This is a genomic window from Prevotella melaninogenica (assembly GCF_013267595.1).
In the GTDB taxonomy this organism is placed as follows: domain Bacteria; phylum Bacteroidota; class Bacteroidia; order Bacteroidales; family Bacteroidaceae; genus Prevotella; species Prevotella melaninogenica_D.
The window spans coordinates 863,948-884,102 of sequence record NZ_CP054010.1; the positions used below are offsets into that span (position 1 = coordinate 863,948).

The following is a 20,155-nucleotide window of genomic DNA, read 5'->3' on the forward strand; positions in this document are numbered from 1 at the left end:
CCGTTCTGTTTCTCTGTGTGATATATTATGTAAGGGTTTTAGTTTATCACTCCATATACGAGTTGGCGAAATTCTTAAGAGAAGTATATCTTCTTTTGCCTATCTACCTCTTAATTACACATCATTCAGCCGCTTATGCGTTTTGAATTATCTTGACATAACAGCGGCGAAAACACCCCTAAAAAACATCCAAAAACAGCCTTTTTGAACGTCTTTGTAACTAACAGCATATCAAGTTATTGCAAAATCGCATAGCAAGAGGTGCTTAATAGGACTTCAAAAGGGCGTTAATAAGACCAGAAAAGGGCACCTTTTGCAAGCCGAAAGGGCGTCTTTTCAAAGCTAAAAGACCATGTATTGAATTTCAGAGTATGGAAAATTGTTTACAAATAAACGCCCCAGTCTCTCCAAAACCTCCCCCAACCCCTCCAAAGGAGGGGAGAAACAAATGGGGTAATGATTTAAAAACAAAATCAGCCAAGGGACAATCTGGTTTGCTCTGCAAATCTTTATCCGTTTGGAACTCCCCTGGGAGAGGAGCTGTTTGTGTCTGTGTTGTCATAATTATGACGTACTGATGAGAACTTCATTCGAATAATTGTGGATTATGAATTGGAATTGTGGAATAGTAGTAATCATAATTATGAATTCTGAATTTTGAATTCTGAATTACCATAACTATTTGTGTGCGTGAACAATACTTCTAATTGAAAAAAAAGAACTTTTCTTTTGGTATTTATTGTATAAACGACTATATTTGTAGCACAAAACCTAAATCAATAGAATATATGTCTAATTTTATGAAAGTAAGTCAGAATCGTAGAAAGCACCCGCCATTTGTAACTGGCAGCTTAGCTTTCTCTTTTGCACTTGGGTTGATGGCGTTTGCACCATCCCCAGTATTAGCCAATGTAGATGCGAACACGAGTATGAGTGTTCAGCAGCAAAAGCAGAGTATCAATGGTGTAGTGAAAGATGCTAATGGCGACCCAGTCATTGGTGCTTCTATACTGGCAAATGGTACTCCTGTAGGGGTGACCGATATGGACGGTCGCTTCTCAATCTCTGTTGCTCTGGGTACGGAGTTGAAGATTAGTTATGTTGGTTTTACCACTCAGAGCGTCATGGTGAGAAGTGGTGTGACGAACTATAACATTACTCTGAAAGATGAGAACAGCGCTCTCAGCGAGGTTGTTGTTGTCGGTTATGGTACGCAGAAGAAGGCAAACCTCTCTGGTTCTGTTGCACAGCTTGATAGTAAGGCACTTGAAAACCGCCCTATCTCTAACGTGTCTTCAGGCTTGCAGGGCTTGCTTCCGGGTATCACGGTGACAGGAGCTGACGGTGCGCCGGGTCTTGATAATGGTACGATTCTTGTGCGTGGTGTGGGAACATTGAACTCAGCTACGCCATACATTTTGATTGATGGTGTTGAAGCAGGAACACTGAACTCGCTTGATCCAGAGGATATCGCGAGTATCTCAGTCCTGAAGGATGCTTCTTCAGCAGCCATCTATGGTTCAAAAGCATCTAACGGTGTGATTCTGGTAACTACAAAACGAGGGCAGAACGGTGCGCCAAAGGTTAGCTATTCAGGTTATTTTGGTATTCAGAATGCAACAGCCTTGATGGAAAGGATGAATTCTGCCGATGCCGCTTACTACTATAATAAGGCATTGGAACGTAGTGGTAAGGCTCCACGTTTCTCTGATGAAGCAATTAAGAAGTTCCGTGACGGCTCTGACCCTTACAATTATCCTAATACCGACTGGTACGATCTTGCATTCAAGACAGCTTGGCAAAACCGCCATAACGTGAACATTACAGGTGGTAATGAGTATGTGAAGTATCTTGCTTCTGCTGGTTATCTCAAGCAGAGCAGTATTCTTCCTAATGCAGGTCGTGAGCAGTTTAATGGTCGTGCAAACCTTGACATGGTGTTGTCAAAGCGCATCACTGCCCATCTTAACCTCGCTTATATCCAAAACAACTACCGCGATGCAAGTAGTGCATACGCTGGTGGAAGTAGCGATCAGATTATTCGTCAGCTGAATATCATCGCGCCTTGGATTGTTTATAAGTATGAAGATGGTACATACGGTACCGTTTCTGATGGTAACCCAATGGCTTGGTTGGAGTCTGGTATGACCGTAAATCGCAACAACCGTAACTTTACGGGTATGATTGGTATTGACTATCAGATTATCAAGGATTTGAAACTGACACTCCAAGGGGCTTACGTTGATAACTCACAGCGTTACTCTTACTTCCAGAAGTTCATTCAGTATAATCCTAATAAAGCCTCTGACCCTAACAAGTTGGAGATTGCTCACTATGACTGGCATCGTACAACCTTCGATGCGTTCCTGAACTATGACAAGTCATTTGCGAAGCACAACTTCAAAGCTATGCTCGGTTGGCATACTGAACGCTTTAAGTATTTGCCTGACTGGATGTATCGTAAGAACTTCCCTAACAATGAACTTACTGATATGAACGCTGGTGATGCTTCGACACAGCAGAACGCTGGTAACACTCGCGAGCTGGCGATGGTGTCTTACTTTGGTCGTCTGAATTACGACTATGCTGGTCGTTACCTCTTTGAGGCAAACTTCCGTTCAGATGCTTCTTCACGCTTTGCTGAGGGTCATCGCTGGGGTTTCTTCCCATCATTCTCAGCTGCATGGCGTATCTCTGAGGAACCATTCATGGAGAGTTCAAAGTCATGGTTGAACAATTTGAAACTGCGTGCATCATGGGGTCAGCTTGGTAATCAGGATGCACTGAACGATTACTATCCTTGGATGAACACTTACAACCTCAATGCGAAGTATCCATTTGGTGGTCAGCTCACTCCGGGTTACTATCAGGGTAGCTATCACCTTGAGACAATCTCTTGGGAGCGTTCAACCACATGGGGCGTTGGTCTTGACTTTACTCTCTTCGGTGGTCTGACTGGCTCGTTGGATTACTATAACCGCAAGACTACGGGTATTATCATGAACGTATCTGCTCCTGCAGAGTTTGCACTCGGTGCCTATAAGGATAATATCGGTGCATTGCGCAATCAGGGTGTTGAACTCTCATTGGCTTATGCAAAGCAGTTGAACAAGGATTGGACAATCAATGTCGGTGCGAACTTCGCTTACAACAAGAATAAGATTCTCGACTTGGGTGAAGGAACAGAATACATTGAAGATAAGGATGACCGCAACCGCCGTACAGCTATCGGTCAGCAGTACAAGAGCTATTTTATGTACAAGGCTACGGGTAAGTTCTTCAACTCACAGCAGGAGGCTGACGACTTCACAGCGAAGTATGGCAACCCATTCGGACGTAAGTTCATGGCAGGTGACCTTATCTATGAGGACACAAACGGTGATGGTAAGCTCGATACAAACGACCGTATCTACACCAAGCATACTGATATCCCAGCAATTACTTACGGTTTCAACCTCGGTGCAACATGGAAGAACGTAGACCTCTCTATGATTTGGCAGGGTGTTGGTGCTGTATCTCATATCTACAACCGTGAGGTACTCGGTGAGTTCTCTGGTGATGCCAGCCACCCTTCAACACTGTGGAAAGACTCATGGACAGACGACAACCACAATGCTAAGTTACCACGCGTATTCGAGACAGGAAACAGCCCAAGTGACATGACGCGTGCTATGTCAACCTTCTGGTTGTGGAACACAGCTTACTTGCGTTTGAAGACTTTGCAGTTGGGTTACACCCTTCCAAAGAGTGCGCTCAAAGCTGTTGGTCTTGAGAAGGTACGTATCTATTATGCAGGTGAAAACCTCCTTACCTTCGATGCATTGCCATTCAATATTGACCCAGAAGTGACCAGCGAGCGTGGATCATCTTATCCATTGCTACGTTCACATTCTATCGGTATCAATATCACATTCTAACCGTAAATACCCGATATACATTATGAAAACAGTAAGAACATATATATTAGCAGGTGTGGCTGCTCTTGCGCTCACATCTTGTAATGACTACCTTACCACTGTGCCGAAGGATGCAATGTCGCCAGCTACAACATGGAAGACGGGCGACGATGCAGAGAAGTTCCTTGTGGGCTGTTATGATGGTTGGGAAAGTGGTGCAGCCTTGCTCTATTGGGACGCTGGCTCTGACTTTGCGTACAACAACTTCCCTTGGGAAGGCTTTACCAATATCGGTAATGGTTCGCTCTCACCATCGTCTCCGGGTTGGTCGTTCTACGATTATACTATCATTGGTAGATGTAACACCTTCCTTGAAAATGTTGATAAGTGTGTCTTCAGTAGCGATGCGGTAAAGAAAGACCTCGTCGCACAGGTAAAGGCTATCCGTGCTTACAACTATTTCCGCATGGGTTTCCTCTATGGTGGTGTGCCAATCGTTAAGCCTTTTACCAGTGCTCAGGAGGCACGCGTGCCACGTAATACGGAGCAAGAAGTGAAGGATTTGGTGTTCAAAGATCTTGATGAGGCAATTGCTGACATCAACACAACTCCTGCTGCACGTGGACGTATCGCAAAGGGTGCTGCCTTGGCTATGAAGATGCGTGCTGCCCTCTACTGGGGCGACTATCAGAAGGCGAAGGATGCTGCTCAGGCTATCATCGACTTGGGTAAGTATGAGCTTGATCCGGACTATACTAACCTCTTTAAGTTGGCTGGTGTTGACTCAAAAGAAATCATCCTTGCCGTACAGTATAAGAGCGGTACTCGCCCATTGGGCACTATCGGACAGCTCTATAACAATGGCGATGGTGGTTGGTCATCAGTGGTTCCAACACAGAAGTGTGTTGATAACTATGAGATGAGCAATGGTATGACTATCACTGAGGCGGGTTCTGGCTATGATGCAACCCATCCTTTCCATGGTCGTGACCCACGTATGGCAATGACGATTCTCTATCCTGGTTGCGATTGGGAAGGTTCTATCTTCAATACCCTCGACGAGAATGTTAATGGTAAGAAGAATCCTAACTATCCAACCAATGCTGCCAACTCTTCTAAGACTGCCCTCACATGGCGTAAGTACTTAGACCCAAAGACGCAGTATGCTGACGTATGGGACACTGAGGCTTGCCCTATTGTCTTCCGTTATGCAGAGGTGCTCTTGACATGGGCTGAAGCAGAGAACGAGTTGAATGGTCCTTCTGCCAACGTCTATACAATGATTGACAAGGTGCGTACTCGCGTGGGTATGCCTGCCGTTGACCAGACAAAGTATAACACTAAGGAGAAGCTCCGTGAGTTGATTCGTCGTGAGCGTGGCTCAGAGTTCGCTGGTGAGGGTCTCCGTCGTGCCGATATCTTGCGTTGGACAAGCAATGGTAAGATGGTCGCAGAGACAGTATTGAATGGTCCATTGAACCGTATCACTGGTACTATTAACACATCTGCTACCGACCCAACCATGCGTGCCGTAGTCAGTGGTACAAGTAAGGTTGAGGATCGTACGTTCCAGACCTTCAACAGATACCTGCCTATCCCACAGTGGAATATCTCTGATAATCCTAAGTTGGAGCAGAATCCAGGGTATGCGAAGTAAAAGCCCCACCCCTTCCCTCCCCGAAGGGGGAGGGGGAAAAAGCCTCACCCCCAACCCCTCTCCGAGTGGAGAGGGGAGTGAAATGCGAGATACCCCTTGTGGGTTTGGAAAAGTTGAGAGCCTTACCCAAGCTAATTAGTTAGGCTTAAGCTTTTCATCATTCCCCAAGCAAATCGTTTTCTACACTCCCCCTCTCTGCAGGAGAGGGGGGTTGGGGGTGAGGCTTTTTTTCTTTATCCGTGTCAAAAACCTTGACATTCCCTCCAATAAAATCCTTGAAATAAAGGTGAAAAACACATATTGCGAGTAGGTTTGTAACTCGCAGAAAATCAAATGATTATAAAACACAACAGTAAAAGGTGCTTATTAAGGCTTTAAAAGGGCGTTAGTAAGGGTCTTAAAGGGCACCTTTTGCAAGCCAATTAGGCGTCTTTAAGAAGGCAAAAGACCATCTTTCGCCCTCTAAGTGATTGAAAAAAGTTGACAAGATGAGCGAGTAAACGAGTGAACATGTTTAGTTGACGAGTGAACAAGTAGACAAGTAAACGAGTTGCTTGCGAGAGAAGACAAAGTAACAGATGAACAGGTGTTTAGTGGGCGGGTAGACGAGTGGACAAGTGAACAAGTTACTTGCAAGAGAAGACAAGGTAACAGGTGAACAGGTGTTTAGTTGATAAGCCACTTTGTAACAAATACCTCGTTTGCAGGTTTACTCGTTTACTCATCAACTTTAAAAATCTTGTTCCTATGTTACTTTGTCTTTTATTTACCCTGTCTACAAGCAACTTGTTAACTCGTCTACTCGTTTACATGTTAACTTTAAAACCTTGTTCCTATGTTACTTTGTCTTTTATTTACCCTGTCTACAGGCAACTTGTTCACTCGTCTACTTGTTCACTTGTCTACTTTCTCACTTTTTGCCATTTTATTTTCTTACCTTTTAATTTTTTATTTATCTTTGCACTGTCTTTTGAAAAATAACATCTTACTAATTAAAAACCAGAGAATCATATTTAAAAGCAGTCTTATGAAGAAAATTATAACTCTCTTAGCCAGCGTATTGTTGGCAACATCATCATTTGCTATTCCTGCCATGCGGATGTGGCGAAGCTTTAAGCAGGCTGACGGAACAATCCTAAAGGTGATGACCGTAGGCGATGAGCATTTCAATTATGCGCTGACAGAGGACAATATCCCTGTGTTGCCCTATAACGGCAGCTATTATTACGCGCGTATCGAGGATAATCAGTTGGTGCCTTCATCGGTGTTAGCCCATAACAAGGCATTGCGAAAGGGAAAGGAAGAACTCGTTGCAGCAGCCATTCAGCAAGTAAGACAACTGCAAAAACAACATGAGATGCATGTCAATTCTAAGCCTTTCGGAGAAGGATTGGGAATGACATGGGAGGGTAAAAAGAAAGGACTCGTCATCTTGGTTGAGTTCGAAGATGTGGCTTTCAAAGACCCAAAGAATGTGTTGACGCTCAAACCACGTGAGAAAGATGTCAAGACACTCTACGAAAATATGCTCAACAAGGTGGGATATACCAATGACAATGGCGCTATCGGTAGTGTTCACGACTATTTCCTCGACCAAAGTAATGGTAAGTTCGACCTCACTTTCGATGTCGTTGGACCCGTAAAGCTCAAGCATCCTCATCAGTTTTATGGTGAGCGAACAGCGAATATGAATGATGCGAATGCACCACAGATGATTATTGATGCCTGCAATGCTATCCAAGGGGTTGACTTCAGTAAGTACGACTGGGATGATGATGGCGAAGTAGAGCAGGTTTATGTTATCTATGCCGGTGAGGGTGAGGCTACTGGTGGTGAACCGAACACCATCTGGCCACACAAGTATTCCCTTACCGATGCAGGACTTGACGCACTGACCTTCAATGGACAAACGATAAATACCTACGCTTGTAGCAATGAAATCATTCGTGCAAAGGTGAATGAGAAGTCGCGTATCTTCTATTCTGGTATCGGTACCATCTGTCATGAGTTCTCGCATTGTCTTGGATTGCCCGACTTTTATGATACATGTGGCGGTAACAACATTGGTTCTGGACGATACGATTTGATGTGTGCGGGTAGTTATAACGGTGGACCAGAGAGTCTGATTAACGTCTATGGAGGTACTGGAATCGGCACTGTTCCAGCTGGTTATGATGCTTACGAAAAGGCATATATGGGTTGGCTAAAGCCTATCACACTTGGCGATGAGGCTGTTGAGGTGAAGAATATGAAGGGACTTGCTGAGGGTGGTGATGCCTATTTCCTCTATAATCCAGACACGAAGAATGAATATTACATCCTTGAAAACCGTACGCCTTACCGCTGGGACACAGAGTTACCGGGACACGGATTGATGGTTTTCCACGTTGATTTCGATGCTTATTCATGGCGCATGAACAACCTCAATGCTGCTTCGGTACAGCGTCATCCACGCTTCACGATTGTTCCTGCCGATGCTCGACTCGATCATGACACGCAGAATAGCGACCCATTCCCAACAGGATTGAACAATAGCTTAACGAAGTCTACTGACCCTCGTCTGAGCTTCTACACGAACTATAATGTTAGCAGTCAGGCTGGTATTAAGCAGGTGGCTCGTAATGCTGATAACACAATCTCCTTTAGCTACACTCCGTTGCAGACATCAGCAGGCATCAATACCCTCTCTGTCGACCGTGAACAGTCTGCCAATACCTATACGCTCTCTGGTGTGAAGGTTGCGGACAATCAGAATCTCCACAATCAGATTGTGATTGTTAAGGGTAAGAAGGTGAGGAAGTAGGTGAGATAAAAAGTGAACGAGCTTACAAGTAGACAAGTGAACAAGTTGTATGCGTTGTTGGGGGTACGCATATACCTTGTTCACTTGTGAACCTGTCAACTTGTGCACTTGTTCACTTGTCAACTTTTTTCGTATATCACGAAATCAACATATGGTCTTTTAGCTTCTAAAAGACGCCCTTTAGGCTTGCAAAAGGTGCCCTTTTGAAGTCTTACTAACGCCCTTTTGAAATCCTATTAAGCACCTCTTGCTATGCAATTTTGCAACAGCTTGATATGCTGTTAGTTACAAAGACGTTCTAAAAGGCTGTTTTTGGCTGTTTTTAGGGGTGTTTTTAGGGGTGTTTTCGCCGATGTTATGTAAGGAAAATTCAAAGCGCAAGTGCGATAAGAAAAGTAGGAAACGACTCTGAAGTGTTAGTTACGCCATGCATATTTCCATTATTACGAAATAGGCAACAATTGGGAAGAAGTCAAGCACCATAGCCACGACGAATGCCAGTATGGCTAAGAATGTCCATTTCTCCAAAGCAAACCTATATGCGCAATAACCATTGAGCACTATTGCTACTAATAAAAGGATGAAGATAAACAGCTCGGATCCTTCTCCTTCTTGAAGAAGAAGTAGACACGCCAGCATCCAAACAAACATATATCCGAACCATCTGTAGGGTGAAGGAGTTTCTTCCATAATCGCTTGTTTTATAAGATAATACTTTCCTAATTTGAGGGATAAGTTTCCCTGTCGGTGGGTGTTTGTAAGTAGGTAAAGATAAGAAAACTTCGTATATTTATGTTTGGCTGCCAACACGTTACGTTAGTATTCTGTTAATGATTACCCCTGCAAAGGTAAACATTATTCTTATTTATCAACGATTTTATTAGTATTTTGTTGATAGGAGTGAGCAGGAAGTGAATTTTATATTATCTTTGCACATATATTTATAAAATAATAATACTATGACAAAGAAGGGAGAAATCTTCGTTAAAGATGTAGCAATTAAGACTATGACAAAAGATGGTATTGATTACATCTGTATAACAGACATTGCTCGACAGAAGAATGCTGCTGAGCCTAAAGACGTTGTTAAGAATTGGATGCGCCAAAAGAATACGCTGGAGTATTTGGGTTTATGGGAGAAACTAAACAATCCTAACTTCAAAGGGGTCGAATTCGACCCCCTTTTGGCAGAAGCAGGTAGTAACTCTTTTACTATGAGCCCAACCAGATGGGTGGAGTTGACTGCAGCAATAGGTGTCTTCACTAAGAATGGAGCTGGTGGTGGTACTTTTGCTCAGCGTGATATAGCTTTCAAGTTTGCCAATTGGGTTTCTGTTGAGTTTGAACTTTATCTTGTCATGGAGTTCCAACGTCTGAAAGCTAAAGAACAAGAGTTGATAGGATGGACTGCAAAAAGAGAATTATCTAAGATAAACTATCGCATACATACGGATGCTATAAAGAGTCATCTCATCCCAGAGAAAGTTACCCCTACGCAGGCAAACATCATTTATGCAGAGGAGGCAGACGTGCTGAATGTTGCCATGTTTGGAATGACTGCCAGACAATGGCGAGAGTCTAATCCAGATTTGAAAGGTAATATTCGTGACTATGCTTCTGTAAATGAATTGATTTGTTTGTCGAACATGGAGAATATCAATGCAGTACTTATCAATGACGATATACCTCAAGGGGAAAGACTTGTCAGACTTAATCAGATAGCTATTCATCAAATGCAAATCCTTGAGAGGAATAGTAATAGAAATCTTTTACGGTGATTTCTTTTCGTCAATAAAACAAATGAAAACAATACATATTCTCTCGTTCACAAAGAAGATAGATATAATAGTTTCTGGGGCTGTGGTAATTATCAGAAAGTCGCTATATGTTGAGACGATAAAAGGCTGAATCCTAAGCGTTCTTCTGTTACCCTGTCTTTTATATTCTCTGTCTTCTTTCCGCAAGCACCTTGATTACTTGTCAACTTCTTAACTTGCCAATATGAATTATTTTCGTTATCTTTGCCTACAAAACAAACGAAAGAATAAATGGCAACAGTAGACGACAAGAAGATTATCTTCTCAATGGTGGGTGTATCGAAGATTATCCCACAGAACCAGAAACAGATTCTGAAGAACATTTACCTCTCGTTCTTCTATGGTGCAAAGATAGGTATTATTGGTCTCAACGGCGCAGGTAAGTCTACGCTGATGAAGATTATCGCTGGTCTTGTGGAACCAACACAGGGCGAAGTGGTATGGAGTCCGGGCTATTCGGTGGGCTATCTGCCACAGGATCCACCACTCGATGAGGCGAAGACCGTGAAGGAGAATGTTATGGAGGGTGTGCAGCATATCTATGATGCACTGAAGGAATACGACGATATCAACGTAAAGTTCGGCTTGGAGGAGTATTACTCTGATGCTGACAAGATGGATAAGCTGATGCAGCGTCAGGCTGAGTTGCAGGATATTATCGATGCAACAGACGCCTGGAACATTGATTCACGACTCGAAAGGGCGATGGATGCACTGCGTTGTCCTAAGGGTGATTTGCCAGTGACCAACCTCTCTGGAGGTGAGCGTCGCCGTGTTGCACTCTGCCGTCTGCTCCTTCAGAAGCCAGACGTGTTGTTGCTCGATGAGCCTACCAACCACCTTGATGCTGAGAGTATTGACTGGTTGGAGCAGCATTTGCAGCAGTATGAGGGTACTGTTATCGCTGTTACCCACGACCGTTACTTCTTGGACGATGTGAGTGAGTGGATTCTTGAGCTCGACCGTGGTGAGGGTATTCCATGGAAGGGCAACTACTCTTCATGGCTCGATCAGAAGACAAAGCGCATGGAGCAGGAAGAGAAGTCGGCTTCTAAGCGTCGCAAGACCTTGGAGCGTGAGTTGGAGTGGGTGCGCATGGCACCAAAGGCTCGTCAGGCAAAGGGTAAGGCGCGTCTGAACTCTTACGAACAGATGCTCAACGAGGAGCAGAAACAGCGTGAGGAGAAGCTCGAAATCTTTATTCCTAACGGTCCACGTTTGGGTAATAAGGTTATCGAAGCACAGCACGTAAAGAAGGCTTTCGGTGAGAAGGTACTCTTCAACGACCTCAACTTCATGTTGCCTCCTAACGGCATCGTAGGTGTTATCGGTCCTAACGGTGCGGGTAAGACTACGCTCTTCCGCCTTATCATGGGCTTGGAACAGGCTGATGGCGGTACGTTCGAGGTAGGTGAGACCGTTAAACTTGCTTATGTTGACCAGCAGCACAAGGATATCAACCCTAACAAGACGGTATATGACGTAGTTTCACAAGGCAACGAGACGATTCGTATGGGTGGACGTGACATCAATTCACGTGCTTATCTCTCACGTTTCAACTTCTCAGGAACCGACCAGAGTAAGCTTTGTTCAGTACTCTCAGGTGGTGAGCGCAACCGACTGCAGTTGGCTATGGCATTGAAGCAGGAAGGTAATGTCCTCCTTCTCGATGAGCCTACCAACGATATCGACGTGAATACACTCCGTGCATTGGAGGAAGGTCTTGAGGCATTTGCCGGTTGTGCTGTTGTCATCAGCCACGACCGTTGGTTCCTCGACCGTATCTGTACCCACATCCTTGCCTTTGAGGGTAATGGTGAAGTTGTCTACTTCGAAGGTGGCTTCTCTGATTACGAAATCAATAAGGCACGCCGACTTGGCAATGAGGAGATTAAGAAGGGTAGATATAGAAAGTTGATGGAGGAGTAAAGGACTGGCCCCATCAACCAATCAACTGGCCAACCAACTGGCCCCACCCCCGACCCCTCCCCCAGAGGGAGGGGAGTGATTGGCGATATACCCCTATGGTTGGAAAAGCTGTTTAGTCATTCCTAAGCAAACAGTTCCCAGCACTCCCCCTCTCTGCAGGAGAGGGGGCTGGGGGGTGAGGCTTCCTAAACAAATACTATTATGAAAACATTACTTTGCAAATCCAAGACAAAACCTATCTTGTTCGTACTTTTCTTCTTATGTTTCTCCATTTATGGTAAGGCACAGACCGCACCAAAGAAGTTGACTGCACCCTCTCCAGAGCGTTTCCAAGCTATCAATGACTCTATCCTTGCGGAAGGAATGTGGTTGTATACTTATGAGAAATTGGCGTGGCGAGCGACTGATTCACTTATGAAATATAATGTCAAGAGAGAGGAAATCAATTCTGCTACAGCTTTTGAAGAAGGAAACCTGACATGGCGTTATATCTTTGCTAACCTTGATAAGGAACAGACCGTCTTTGAACTGACGCTCCACCTAAGTAACGACACGAGTTTCTATGTCTGTTCTGCCACACCACGTAAACTTAAACCAACCGAGATTGAACAGCTCAAAGCAAAGCAGATTGCACCGCGTAAGGTCATAAAGGAGAAGGGAGATAGTATTTTCTTGTCTAACACTTCTGGCTTGAACTGGGACTTAATTCCTTTGACGAATGGTTGTTATAGGCTCTACCTCCTGCATGGAACAACAAAACATGGGGTGATTCCTATCGGTGATGACTACGCTTTCGACTTTGATAAGGATATGAACATACTCAGTTGGCGCAGGTTTCATCGTAGTTTTCTTGAGCAACCAATAACAATGAATGGTGAAAAGATAACAGAGGTAATGCACTCACATACTCCGATGACACCTTATTTCACAACGACAGATATCGCTAACTATATGCTTTATGGTTGCGACCTGTATGGGATAAAGAGGTTCTCCGTACTATCAACAGCCTTCGCAGATACTTCTTACCTCACTACGTTTGATGTCGAAAAGATGAAACTGACCTCTACTGTTTATACGGTAAAATAACTATTACCTTTGAGCATTGAACTTTGAACTTTGAACTTTATGATTAGAACTACAAATATTGAACGACTACGAATGGCACGAATGACACGAATTCTTTTGCTAAGTGATTCGTGCAATTCGCGTAATTCGTAGTCCCTGGGGAACTTTGAAGGCAACGAGAGAGTTAGGGAAGTCCTTTCGCAATTCCCCAAACAATTTGTTGCCAGCACTCTCTATCTCTTCTTCTGACGAATAGATAGTTTTATCCACTTACCATGCTTCAAGACAAGGGCTTTACCATTCACAAAGCGGCGATAGTTAGCGATACTATCATACTCCAAAGGAATAACCTCGTTGCCTTGCTTATCGATGAATCCCCACTTGCCTCCTACAGTATATTCATGTTCTGGATCATCGGCTGGTCGCACCGTCTTACTCCCTACTGCCACAGCTGCCAAACCGTCATGATATGGAAAGATAGCATCATACTTCGGATTGACAATAACCTTGCCTTCCATATTCGCGACGCCCATCTTCTGTCCGCTCTCATCCAAGATTCTAAAGAGTCCATTAACGGGATAGTCATTGCCGTTATCCACCATATAAACATTGAACAACTCCTGCCCCTGAGTATTGATTGCAACACACCCCACATTCGGTTTCAACACAAAACCAATCGTACGGATGGTATCTGTATAACACAGCAAATAGCGGTTACTCGGCACAACCGTTTCTCCCTTCTCATTAACATAAGAATATTGCTCGTACTTCTGTGTCGTATCAACCTGTAAAACCAAATATGAGTCCTTCACATCTGTAAATGACAAACAGGGCAGTGCCAAGCAACAAGCCAACATTGGAACGATAAGCTGTAATCTCTTCATCTTGATTCTTCGTTGTTTAGGTATTAATAATATTCCGCTGTAAAGATACAAAAATAATAAACTAAAAGCAAGTGTGTTTGTAAAAAAGTGAACGAGTGGACAAGTGAACAAGTAAACGAGTTATATGTTTCGCACGCAACTTGTTTACTTGTGAGCTTGTTTACTTGTAAACTTGTCCACTTGTCTACTTGTCTACTTGTAAACATTTTTCCGTGTACTAAATTTCAATACGTGCTCTCTTGCCTTTGAAAAGACGCCCAATTGGCTTGCAAAACATGCCCTTTTGAAGTCTTACTAACGCCCTTTTGAACCCTTACTAAGCACCTTTTGAAATCCATACTCACAACTATCTGATAACAAAACACTTAAAAGAGTAAGAGAATTGCTTGTCTTTTTGTTCTATTTTAAGTCTTAATGTTTGAGGATTTGTAAAGCATTTTTACATATCAACCTCCCCCTAACCCCCAAAGGAGGGGAGCTGCCTAACGGATAAAGACTTGAAGAGTAAACCTATTCTATATTAGCATTTTCACATACCACCTCCCCCAACCCCTCCAAAGGAGGGGAGCTGCCTAACAGATAAAGATTTGAAGAGTAAACCTATTACATGTTGTTTGCTTTGTGTTTAATCTCTCACCCCGTTAGGCACGCCCCTCCTTCGAAGAGCAGGAGAAGGTCCCTGCTTTTGTTTAAACTCTCACCCCGTTAGGCACTCCCCTCCTTTGGAGGGGTTGGGGGAGGTCCCTACGAAAAAGACAGAGTAACAGTTTTGCTTGTTACTCTGTCTTTTTTCTATAGGGGTATCCCGCATTTCACGCCCCTCTCCATTACTTCCCTTTGGTCAGTGACCGTTGGTTCGGAGAGGGGTTGGGGGTGAGGCTTTTTACTTACCCACTACCACCTTCTTACCACCAACAACGTAAACGCCGTTAGGTAAGCCTTCGAGGGCTGTCTCTGCATTCACCTTACTGCGAACGAGGACACCATAGATGCTATAAACATCTACCTTACCACCGTTAGCCTGAGCCGAGAAGGTCGTGATACCCAATGGAACAGTACCTGGGTCAACCTCAGAACCGTCTGAACCGCAAACCTTAACCTTGATATCATTCTTTGCATCCTCCATCACCTTCTTAGGAATAGTGAAAGTCTTGGTGTTAGCAAAGTAGATAAGCTGACCCTTGCTGTTGTAAATCTTGAAACCTACAACGTGGCTGTTCTTAGCCTCCATAGTATAGGTGCGCTTACCATTAGCATCGCTCTGCGTCTTGATAATAGCATAACCCTGACCGAGGCTGTCTGGACAGAACTGATCCCATGAACCGAAATCACCCATTCTGCCTACGCGTACGGCACCATTAAAGTCTTCACGCATCTCACCAGCAGCATGACCAGGATATGTAGCAGGAGTACGGCGGATATGATCGTCAATGAAAATCATGTTGTTAGCAGGGCCCTTAGGATATTTCTGCATAAATTTCTTTGCCTCCATCCACTGTGCTCTTGTGGTATACATGGTTGTGTTACTGTAGTCACCAATGACAGAACCGTTCACATCATAGAAGTGGCCCCATGCCTCGAAGAAGCTTGAGAGGTCTTGCTGAGCTGCATAAGAACATGCCTTAGCGAAGAGCAAGTAGTCGTTCTGACCCTGACAGTTGGCTGTTCCCTGACCTTCAAGACGGTGTGTGCGGAGATAATCGAGACACTTATGCCAGAACTGATTATCAAGACCTGTTGAATGGAACATCATATAGAGCTTATAATACATTTGCGTTGTGCCCCATGTACCATATTCAAACCACTTTTTCTTGTTAGCAAAGCGATCAGCATAGGTTGAGACAGCACTCTCGCAAACACCATCATACTTCTTACCGTCAACATCTGTATAAGAACAGTTTTCTGAACGGCTGGTTACGCGACCAGAAGTAAACATCACCATGTTAGAATACATATTGACAGAAATCTCCGTCATACCTGCCGTATTGAACAGCTGCTGGTGGTTATGACCGAACTCGTGAGCAGGACCCCAGAGTGTACCATTACCCCACTTCATCTTGTCGTAGTTGAGCACATCGCCCAAAGTGTTGTAGTTATAGTAGGTACCACCGGTCGTAGCATACATATAACCATGGTCGACGGCAGTAGCATTAAGTACGTTGTTGCACTTATCACGCTTAGCGGCACGGAAACCCATGAGGTCGTCCTCACGCTGAACGATGCTGTTCCAGATCTCAACAAGTTCCTTCATGTGAACAGGAGTATAGCGCTTGCAATCAGCACCAGGCATGTTCATAACAACCAATTCGCCCTTCATATTGAACGCCTTAGCCCAAACAAGACCGTCTGACTGCATCTTCTGCCAGTCCTCATTGGTATTACCCTTAGTAAGATCGAAGTATCCATTCACCTTACCACCCTCAATGTGGATGTTCATAGGCTTATAATCTCTAAGGTACTTACCGTTGTTGAAGGTACGACCGATATAGTTAACGAATACGTTGTTCTCGCCCTGATTGAGGATAATGTTCAATCCCTTCTTCAAGCTATAGTACTTACCAGCACTGCGTGTACCCAATGGTACGAGCTCAATCTGTACCGTTGCATTCTGTGGGATGTCATCGCCAAGGAAGACGAAGAGGTCTTCGCCATCACGAGCCGTGATACCTGTTGGATTCGTCATACTACCATAATCGTAGCCGATACCCATTGAACGCGCCCAAGCATTATAGTTATTCTCGCTGTAAACCTTATAATCAGCGATACGGAAGAGCTTCTCCCAGTTGCGACCACTTGGATAAGCAGTCCAGCTCTGGTTCTTTATCTTCAACACAACCTCCTGCAAACCCTGTGGCACACCCTCGGTAGTCATCTGCGCCTTCAAAGCCTCATCGGTCATCGCCTTAGTAGCAGCAGTAACCTCCGTAGCGGCACTGTTAGTGAAATACTTAGCCACCTTCTCAGCATAGACATCCACATTCTTGGTCAAGTCGACACGTGCCTTGTAAGCCTCCTGCTGCTCCTTGAGCTTAGCAGGGTCGAGTGTAGCCTCCTTGAAGACCCACTTATTTGCCTCGTTGTGCGTGTACCAGCCTACAGGATGGTATCCCTGACTCTCAGCACAATGGATACCAACATTATTGGCATCGACCATCTCGAAAGCCAACCCGTATGGATCGTCCGTGTTACGTTGGAGGTCAAAGCCTGTGCCCTTCCCCTCAGCTGTCGTATAAGAGCGACTTGTCTGCCCATTCTGAGGGACGATATACTTTCCTGTCACAGCATTCTGGAACACGTAGCGGCCGTTAGCCAACCTTTCTAACTTCCAATAATAAGAGTAATCACTGCTGTTAAAACCCGAGGTAGACAATTCGCCAACTATAAAGTCCTCACGCATCGACCTGCCATAGGTGTCAGAAACAATCTGATAGTACTTTGTGAGATCCTTTGTTGGGTCTACCACCTTGGTCAGCTGAGCCAGTCTGGCAAGCACCTGCTCGTTTGTAAGCGTCGTCACAGGATCGAAGCGGAACTCACTTGGACCAACTGCTCTAATACCATTATCCATCAATGGTTTCCAACGAACGATATTCTTCTGAGCATCGATGTGCCAGCACCAATCTTCAGCATTACTATTATAGATATTGAAGTAAGACTTACCTGTCCCACTTGACTCTGTCTGATAAATAATCCTGAACTTGTAAGCATCATTAGCCGTCTTATAGACCTCATTATTTTGCCCCACACTCTGAACGTACTTCGCATTCTTCAGACTCTGAATGGTGTACCTGCCGTCCTTAGCACGTAGTAAGAAGAGATCAGAGAAGTCGGTAGATGGACTGCCATAATGCTGGCCATGTAAGGTGCCTTCATCATTGACAAAGACATGAAGATCAGTACCTTTTTGACGCTTGTCATTAACAATGTAATAAACTCCCGGCTTGAGTTTTTGATTCTCTCCATCAGCAGTTGGTGCCGCAGAGAGCATCGAAGCTTTCGCAACACTTGGCACAGCAGCGGTCAAAGCCAGTGCTGCCATGAGTGTCTTCTTGCGTAAAAATCTTTCGAATAACATAGATGTATTTAATAAGTAGTTGTTTTTTAGGTTTCTCTTCGGTAAGTATCAAGTTTGTTTTCATCCCTTTTTAGGACAGTGCGGAGGCTCCGCACCCGTGGTGTTCACGTCCCGCACCTTTCGTGCGAAGGTATAGCACATCACCTGAATAGTATATTAACGAAGACAACCCACTGGCATAGGGGTACTATGCCAGTAGGTTGAGATATTGGGATTAAAGACCTAACTGCTCTCTCTTCCAAGCCTCATCGTGGTAAACGTAGAGGTGGAGTTCAGCGAGATACCAGTATGAAGAACCGCCACCATTGTTGATGTTCGTACCGTTCTTGCGCTGTGTAGGCTCGAAGCGGATATGTGTGACAGTTACGCCATTTGTCTTAGTATATGAGAGCGGCTCGCTCACTGCATTAGCAGAACGGAAGTTCGTCTGTGTCAATGGTCTTGTAGTAGCAGTGATGACGTCAGAAGAAGCATAGATATTTGCCTTCTTAGGGTTACGGTCATTGCTTGTCACCTTATTCTCATCAAATGCAAGGTAGAACGTACCATTGATACCCTCATTCAGTGTAATGTCAATGTGTGGACGTGGATCGCTTGTACTACCGTTACTCTTTGTCTGGAAGTAAGTTGTCTTGTTACCATCAACCGCAGAACCAATCTCATGACCAGGCTGCATTGAGTTAGAAGAAACCATAGCTGCAGTAAGTGGAATCTCAACAGACTCTGACCACTCATTAGCCTGAGCAGTAGCTGTTGCTGGAGCATCTGTGTTCTTACCTCTGAGACCCTGAGTTGTTACGGTGATAGTATAGTTGCCTGCAAAGTTGAAGACATCATTGAGAACACAAGATGTCTCAGTTGCAGCAACCTCCTTCACTGACTCAGGAACACCAGGCATATTGCTCTTCGCTCTAACAATAACCTTCTCATAGTTCACCTCATCTGGAGCCTTCCAAGATACATTGAACTGACCCTTACCAGGTGTTACGTTCAGTTCGCTCACACCAGTAGGAACAATATCCTGGAAAGCCTGCTGTGTCACGTGGATAGTGAATGGCTGTGTGCTTCCGTTAGAAGGCTTGCAAACCACATCACATGAACGAGGACTGTCTGTTGTATTAAGCGTTGTTGTAAAGACAACTTCAGAGCCTGCAATAAACTTCTTAGTAGTTGACAACCAATCTTTAGCATTGTCTGGAATAATAACTTCATAGTTACCATCAACAGCTGTACGCTGGAATGGCACACGATAAGTACGGCCGAGGTCTATCATCTCAACAGAAGCCTGCTTAGTCTCTACTGGATAGATAGGACGAACCTTATAACCCTTTGCAGCCTGCTCAATAACATACTCAATAGAAGCATCCCAGTTATCAGAACTCTTCAGACGTACTGTACAATAGCGTTTCTCTGAAGTTGTGTTTGGATCCATATCGAAATGGAGCTTAACAATACCATTCTCTTTCACTGTCTTACTTGCATCCAAACGAACGAAAGACACTGTATCAGGAACAATGATATGGTCGAGATTGAGGTTGGTCTCAACAGGAACGTCTATACTTGTCACCTTACTCTCGAGGAGAGAATAGAAGGTACCCTCACGATTGAAGAATGGATTCTGCTCAGGAATACGGAGTACACTCTCAAAGCCCATCTGTGACACCTTAATTTCATAAGACGCACGCTCGCCATGAGAGATAGTAACTTTAGCCTCACGAGCCTTGAAACCATCGTAAGCTGGTGTCTTAACCGTCACACCCTTACCATCGGCATTCTTGGTAACAGTGAGCCAATCAGCATTGCTCTCAGCCTTCCACTCATCGAGCGCAACATTCGTCTCGACAGCAATCTGCTGCTCGCCACCCTCCTTATTGAATGCAATCATTCGCTGAGAAGAATGAGGAACCTCAAGTTCCTTACCAGTAAAATCTGTGTCATAGTCAGTTGCACATGATGCGAGACCTAATGTTCCCACAAACAGCACTGACAATATGAATAGGAAATTAATCTTCAGTTTCATTATTCGTAA

Annotated in this window: 10 protein-coding genes; 6 read left to right on the forward strand and 4 right to left on the reverse strand. The window is 44.4% G+C overall.

Annotated elements, in window-relative coordinates; all coding sequences use genetic code 11:
* The first annotated feature begins 800 nt into the window (after positions 1–800).
* The 3 genes from FIU21_RS03295 to FIU21_RS03305 all read left to right on the forward strand — a co-directional run bounded on the left by FIU21_RS03295 (position 801) and on the right by FIU21_RS03305 (position 8,356).
* Entirely contained in the window at positions 801–3,917 is a 3,117-nt protein-coding gene (locus FIU21_RS03295; protein ID WP_394358097.1) for a SusC/RagA family TonB-linked outer membrane protein, read from the forward strand.
* 22 nt (positions 3,918–3,939) lie between these two features.
* On the forward strand, positions 3,940–5,553 hold the full coding sequence (locus FIU21_RS03300; RefSeq protein WP_004359209.1) for a RagB/SusD family nutrient uptake outer membrane protein: 1,614 nt from the start codon (positions 3,940–3,942) through the stop codon (positions 5,551–5,553).
* 1,027 nt (positions 5,554–6,580) lie between these two features.
* A complete protein-coding gene (locus FIU21_RS03305; protein ID WP_036885803.1) occupies positions 6,581–8,356 on the forward strand; it encodes a M6 family metalloprotease domain-containing protein in 1,776 nt (591 codons plus the stop codon).
* A 420-nt stretch (positions 8,357–8,776) separates the two neighbouring features.
* On the opposite strand, the gene FIU21_RS03310 is transcribed toward FIU21_RS03305, so the two are convergent.
* Entirely contained in the window at positions 8,777–9,046 is a 270-nt protein-coding gene (locus FIU21_RS03310) for a hypothetical protein (protein WP_036885802.1), read from the reverse strand.
* Between the two features lie 269 nt (positions 9,047–9,315).
* On the opposite strand from FIU21_RS03310, the gene FIU21_RS03315 reads away from it, so the two are divergent.
* The 3 genes from FIU21_RS03315 (at position 9,316) to FIU21_RS03325 (ending at position 13,188) form a co-directional block, all read left to right on the forward strand.
* Positions 9,316–10,134: a KilA-N domain-containing protein gene (locus FIU21_RS03315; RefSeq protein WP_004359207.1), complete on the forward strand. Its 819-nt coding sequence runs from the start codon at positions 9,316–9,318 to the stop codon at positions 10,132–10,134.
* Positions 10,135–10,404: 270 nt separating this feature from the next.
* A complete protein-coding gene (gene ettA / locus FIU21_RS03320) occupies positions 10,405–12,102 on the forward strand; it encodes an energy-dependent translational throttle protein EttA (protein ID WP_004359206.1) in 1,698 nt (565 codons plus the stop codon).
* A gap of 201 nt (positions 12,103–12,303) precedes the next feature.
* Positions 12,304–13,188, forward strand: a complete 885-nt coding sequence (locus FIU21_RS03325; protein ID WP_231291307.1) for a hypothetical protein — start codon at positions 12,304–12,306, stop codon at positions 13,186–13,188.
* 212 nt (positions 13,189–13,400) lie between these two features.
* On the opposite strand, the gene FIU21_RS03330 is transcribed toward FIU21_RS03325, so the two are convergent.
* The 3 genes from FIU21_RS03330 to FIU21_RS03340 all read right to left on the reverse strand — a co-directional run bounded on the left by FIU21_RS03330 (position 13,401) and on the right by FIU21_RS03340 (position 20,146).
* Complete coding sequence (locus FIU21_RS03330; RefSeq protein ID WP_050759731.1) at positions 13,401–14,051, reverse strand: WG repeat-containing protein; 651 nt, start codon at positions 14,049–14,051, stop codon at positions 13,401–13,403.
* Between the two features lie 883 nt (positions 14,052–14,934).
* A complete protein-coding gene (locus tag FIU21_RS03335; protein ID WP_004359203.1) occupies positions 14,935–18,126 on the reverse strand; it encodes a M60 family metallopeptidase in 3,192 nt (1,063 codons plus the stop codon).
* 214 nt (positions 18,127–18,340) lie between these two features.
* Positions 18,341–20,146 carry a BACON domain-containing protein gene (locus FIU21_RS03340; protein WP_004359202.1) on the reverse strand — a complete coding sequence of 602 codons (1,806 nt, stop codon included), beginning with the start codon at positions 20,144–20,146 and terminating at the stop codon, positions 18,341–18,343.
* Between the last annotated feature and the right edge of the window lie 9 nt (positions 20,147–20,155).

What these genes read in the sequence shown, in the direction of transcription:
- FIU21_RS03315 (WP_004359207.1), top strand. Translation starts at nt 9,316, where the DNA reads ATGACAAAGAAGGGAGAAATCTTCGTTAAAGATGTAGCAATTAAGACT.
- ettA (WP_004359206.1), top strand. Translation starts at nt 10,405, where the DNA reads ATGGCAACAGTAGACGACAAGAAGATTATCTTCTCAATGGTGGGTGTA.
- FIU21_RS03340 (WP_004359202.1), bottom strand. Translation starts at nt 20,146, where the DNA reads ATGAAACTGAAGATTAATTTCCTATTCATATTGTCAGTGCTGTTTGTG.
- FIU21_RS03335 (WP_004359203.1), bottom strand. Translation starts at nt 18,126, where the DNA reads ATGTTATTCGAAAGATTTTTACGCAAGAAGACACTCATGGCAGCACTG.
- FIU21_RS03300 (WP_004359209.1), top strand. Translation starts at nt 3,940, where the DNA reads ATGAAAACAGTAAGAACATATATATTAGCAGGTGTGGCTGCTCTTGCG.
- FIU21_RS03295 (WP_394358097.1), top strand. Translation starts at nt 801, where the DNA reads ATGAAAGTAAGTCAGAATCGTAGAAAGCACCCGCCATTTGTAACTGGC.
- FIU21_RS03330 (WP_050759731.1), bottom strand. Translation starts at nt 14,051, where the DNA reads ATGAAGAGATTACAGCTTATCGTTCCAATGTTGGCTTGTTGCTTGGCA.
- FIU21_RS03325 (WP_231291307.1), top strand. Translation starts at nt 12,304, where the DNA reads ATGAAAACATTACTTTGCAAATCCAAGACAAAACCTATCTTGTTCGTA.
- FIU21_RS03305 (WP_036885803.1), top strand. Translation starts at nt 6,581, where the DNA reads ATGAAGAAAATTATAACTCTCTTAGCCAGCGTATTGTTGGCAACATCA.
- FIU21_RS03310 (WP_036885802.1), bottom strand. Translation starts at nt 9,046, where the DNA reads ATGGAAGAAACTCCTTCACCCTACAGATGGTTCGGATATATGTTTGTT.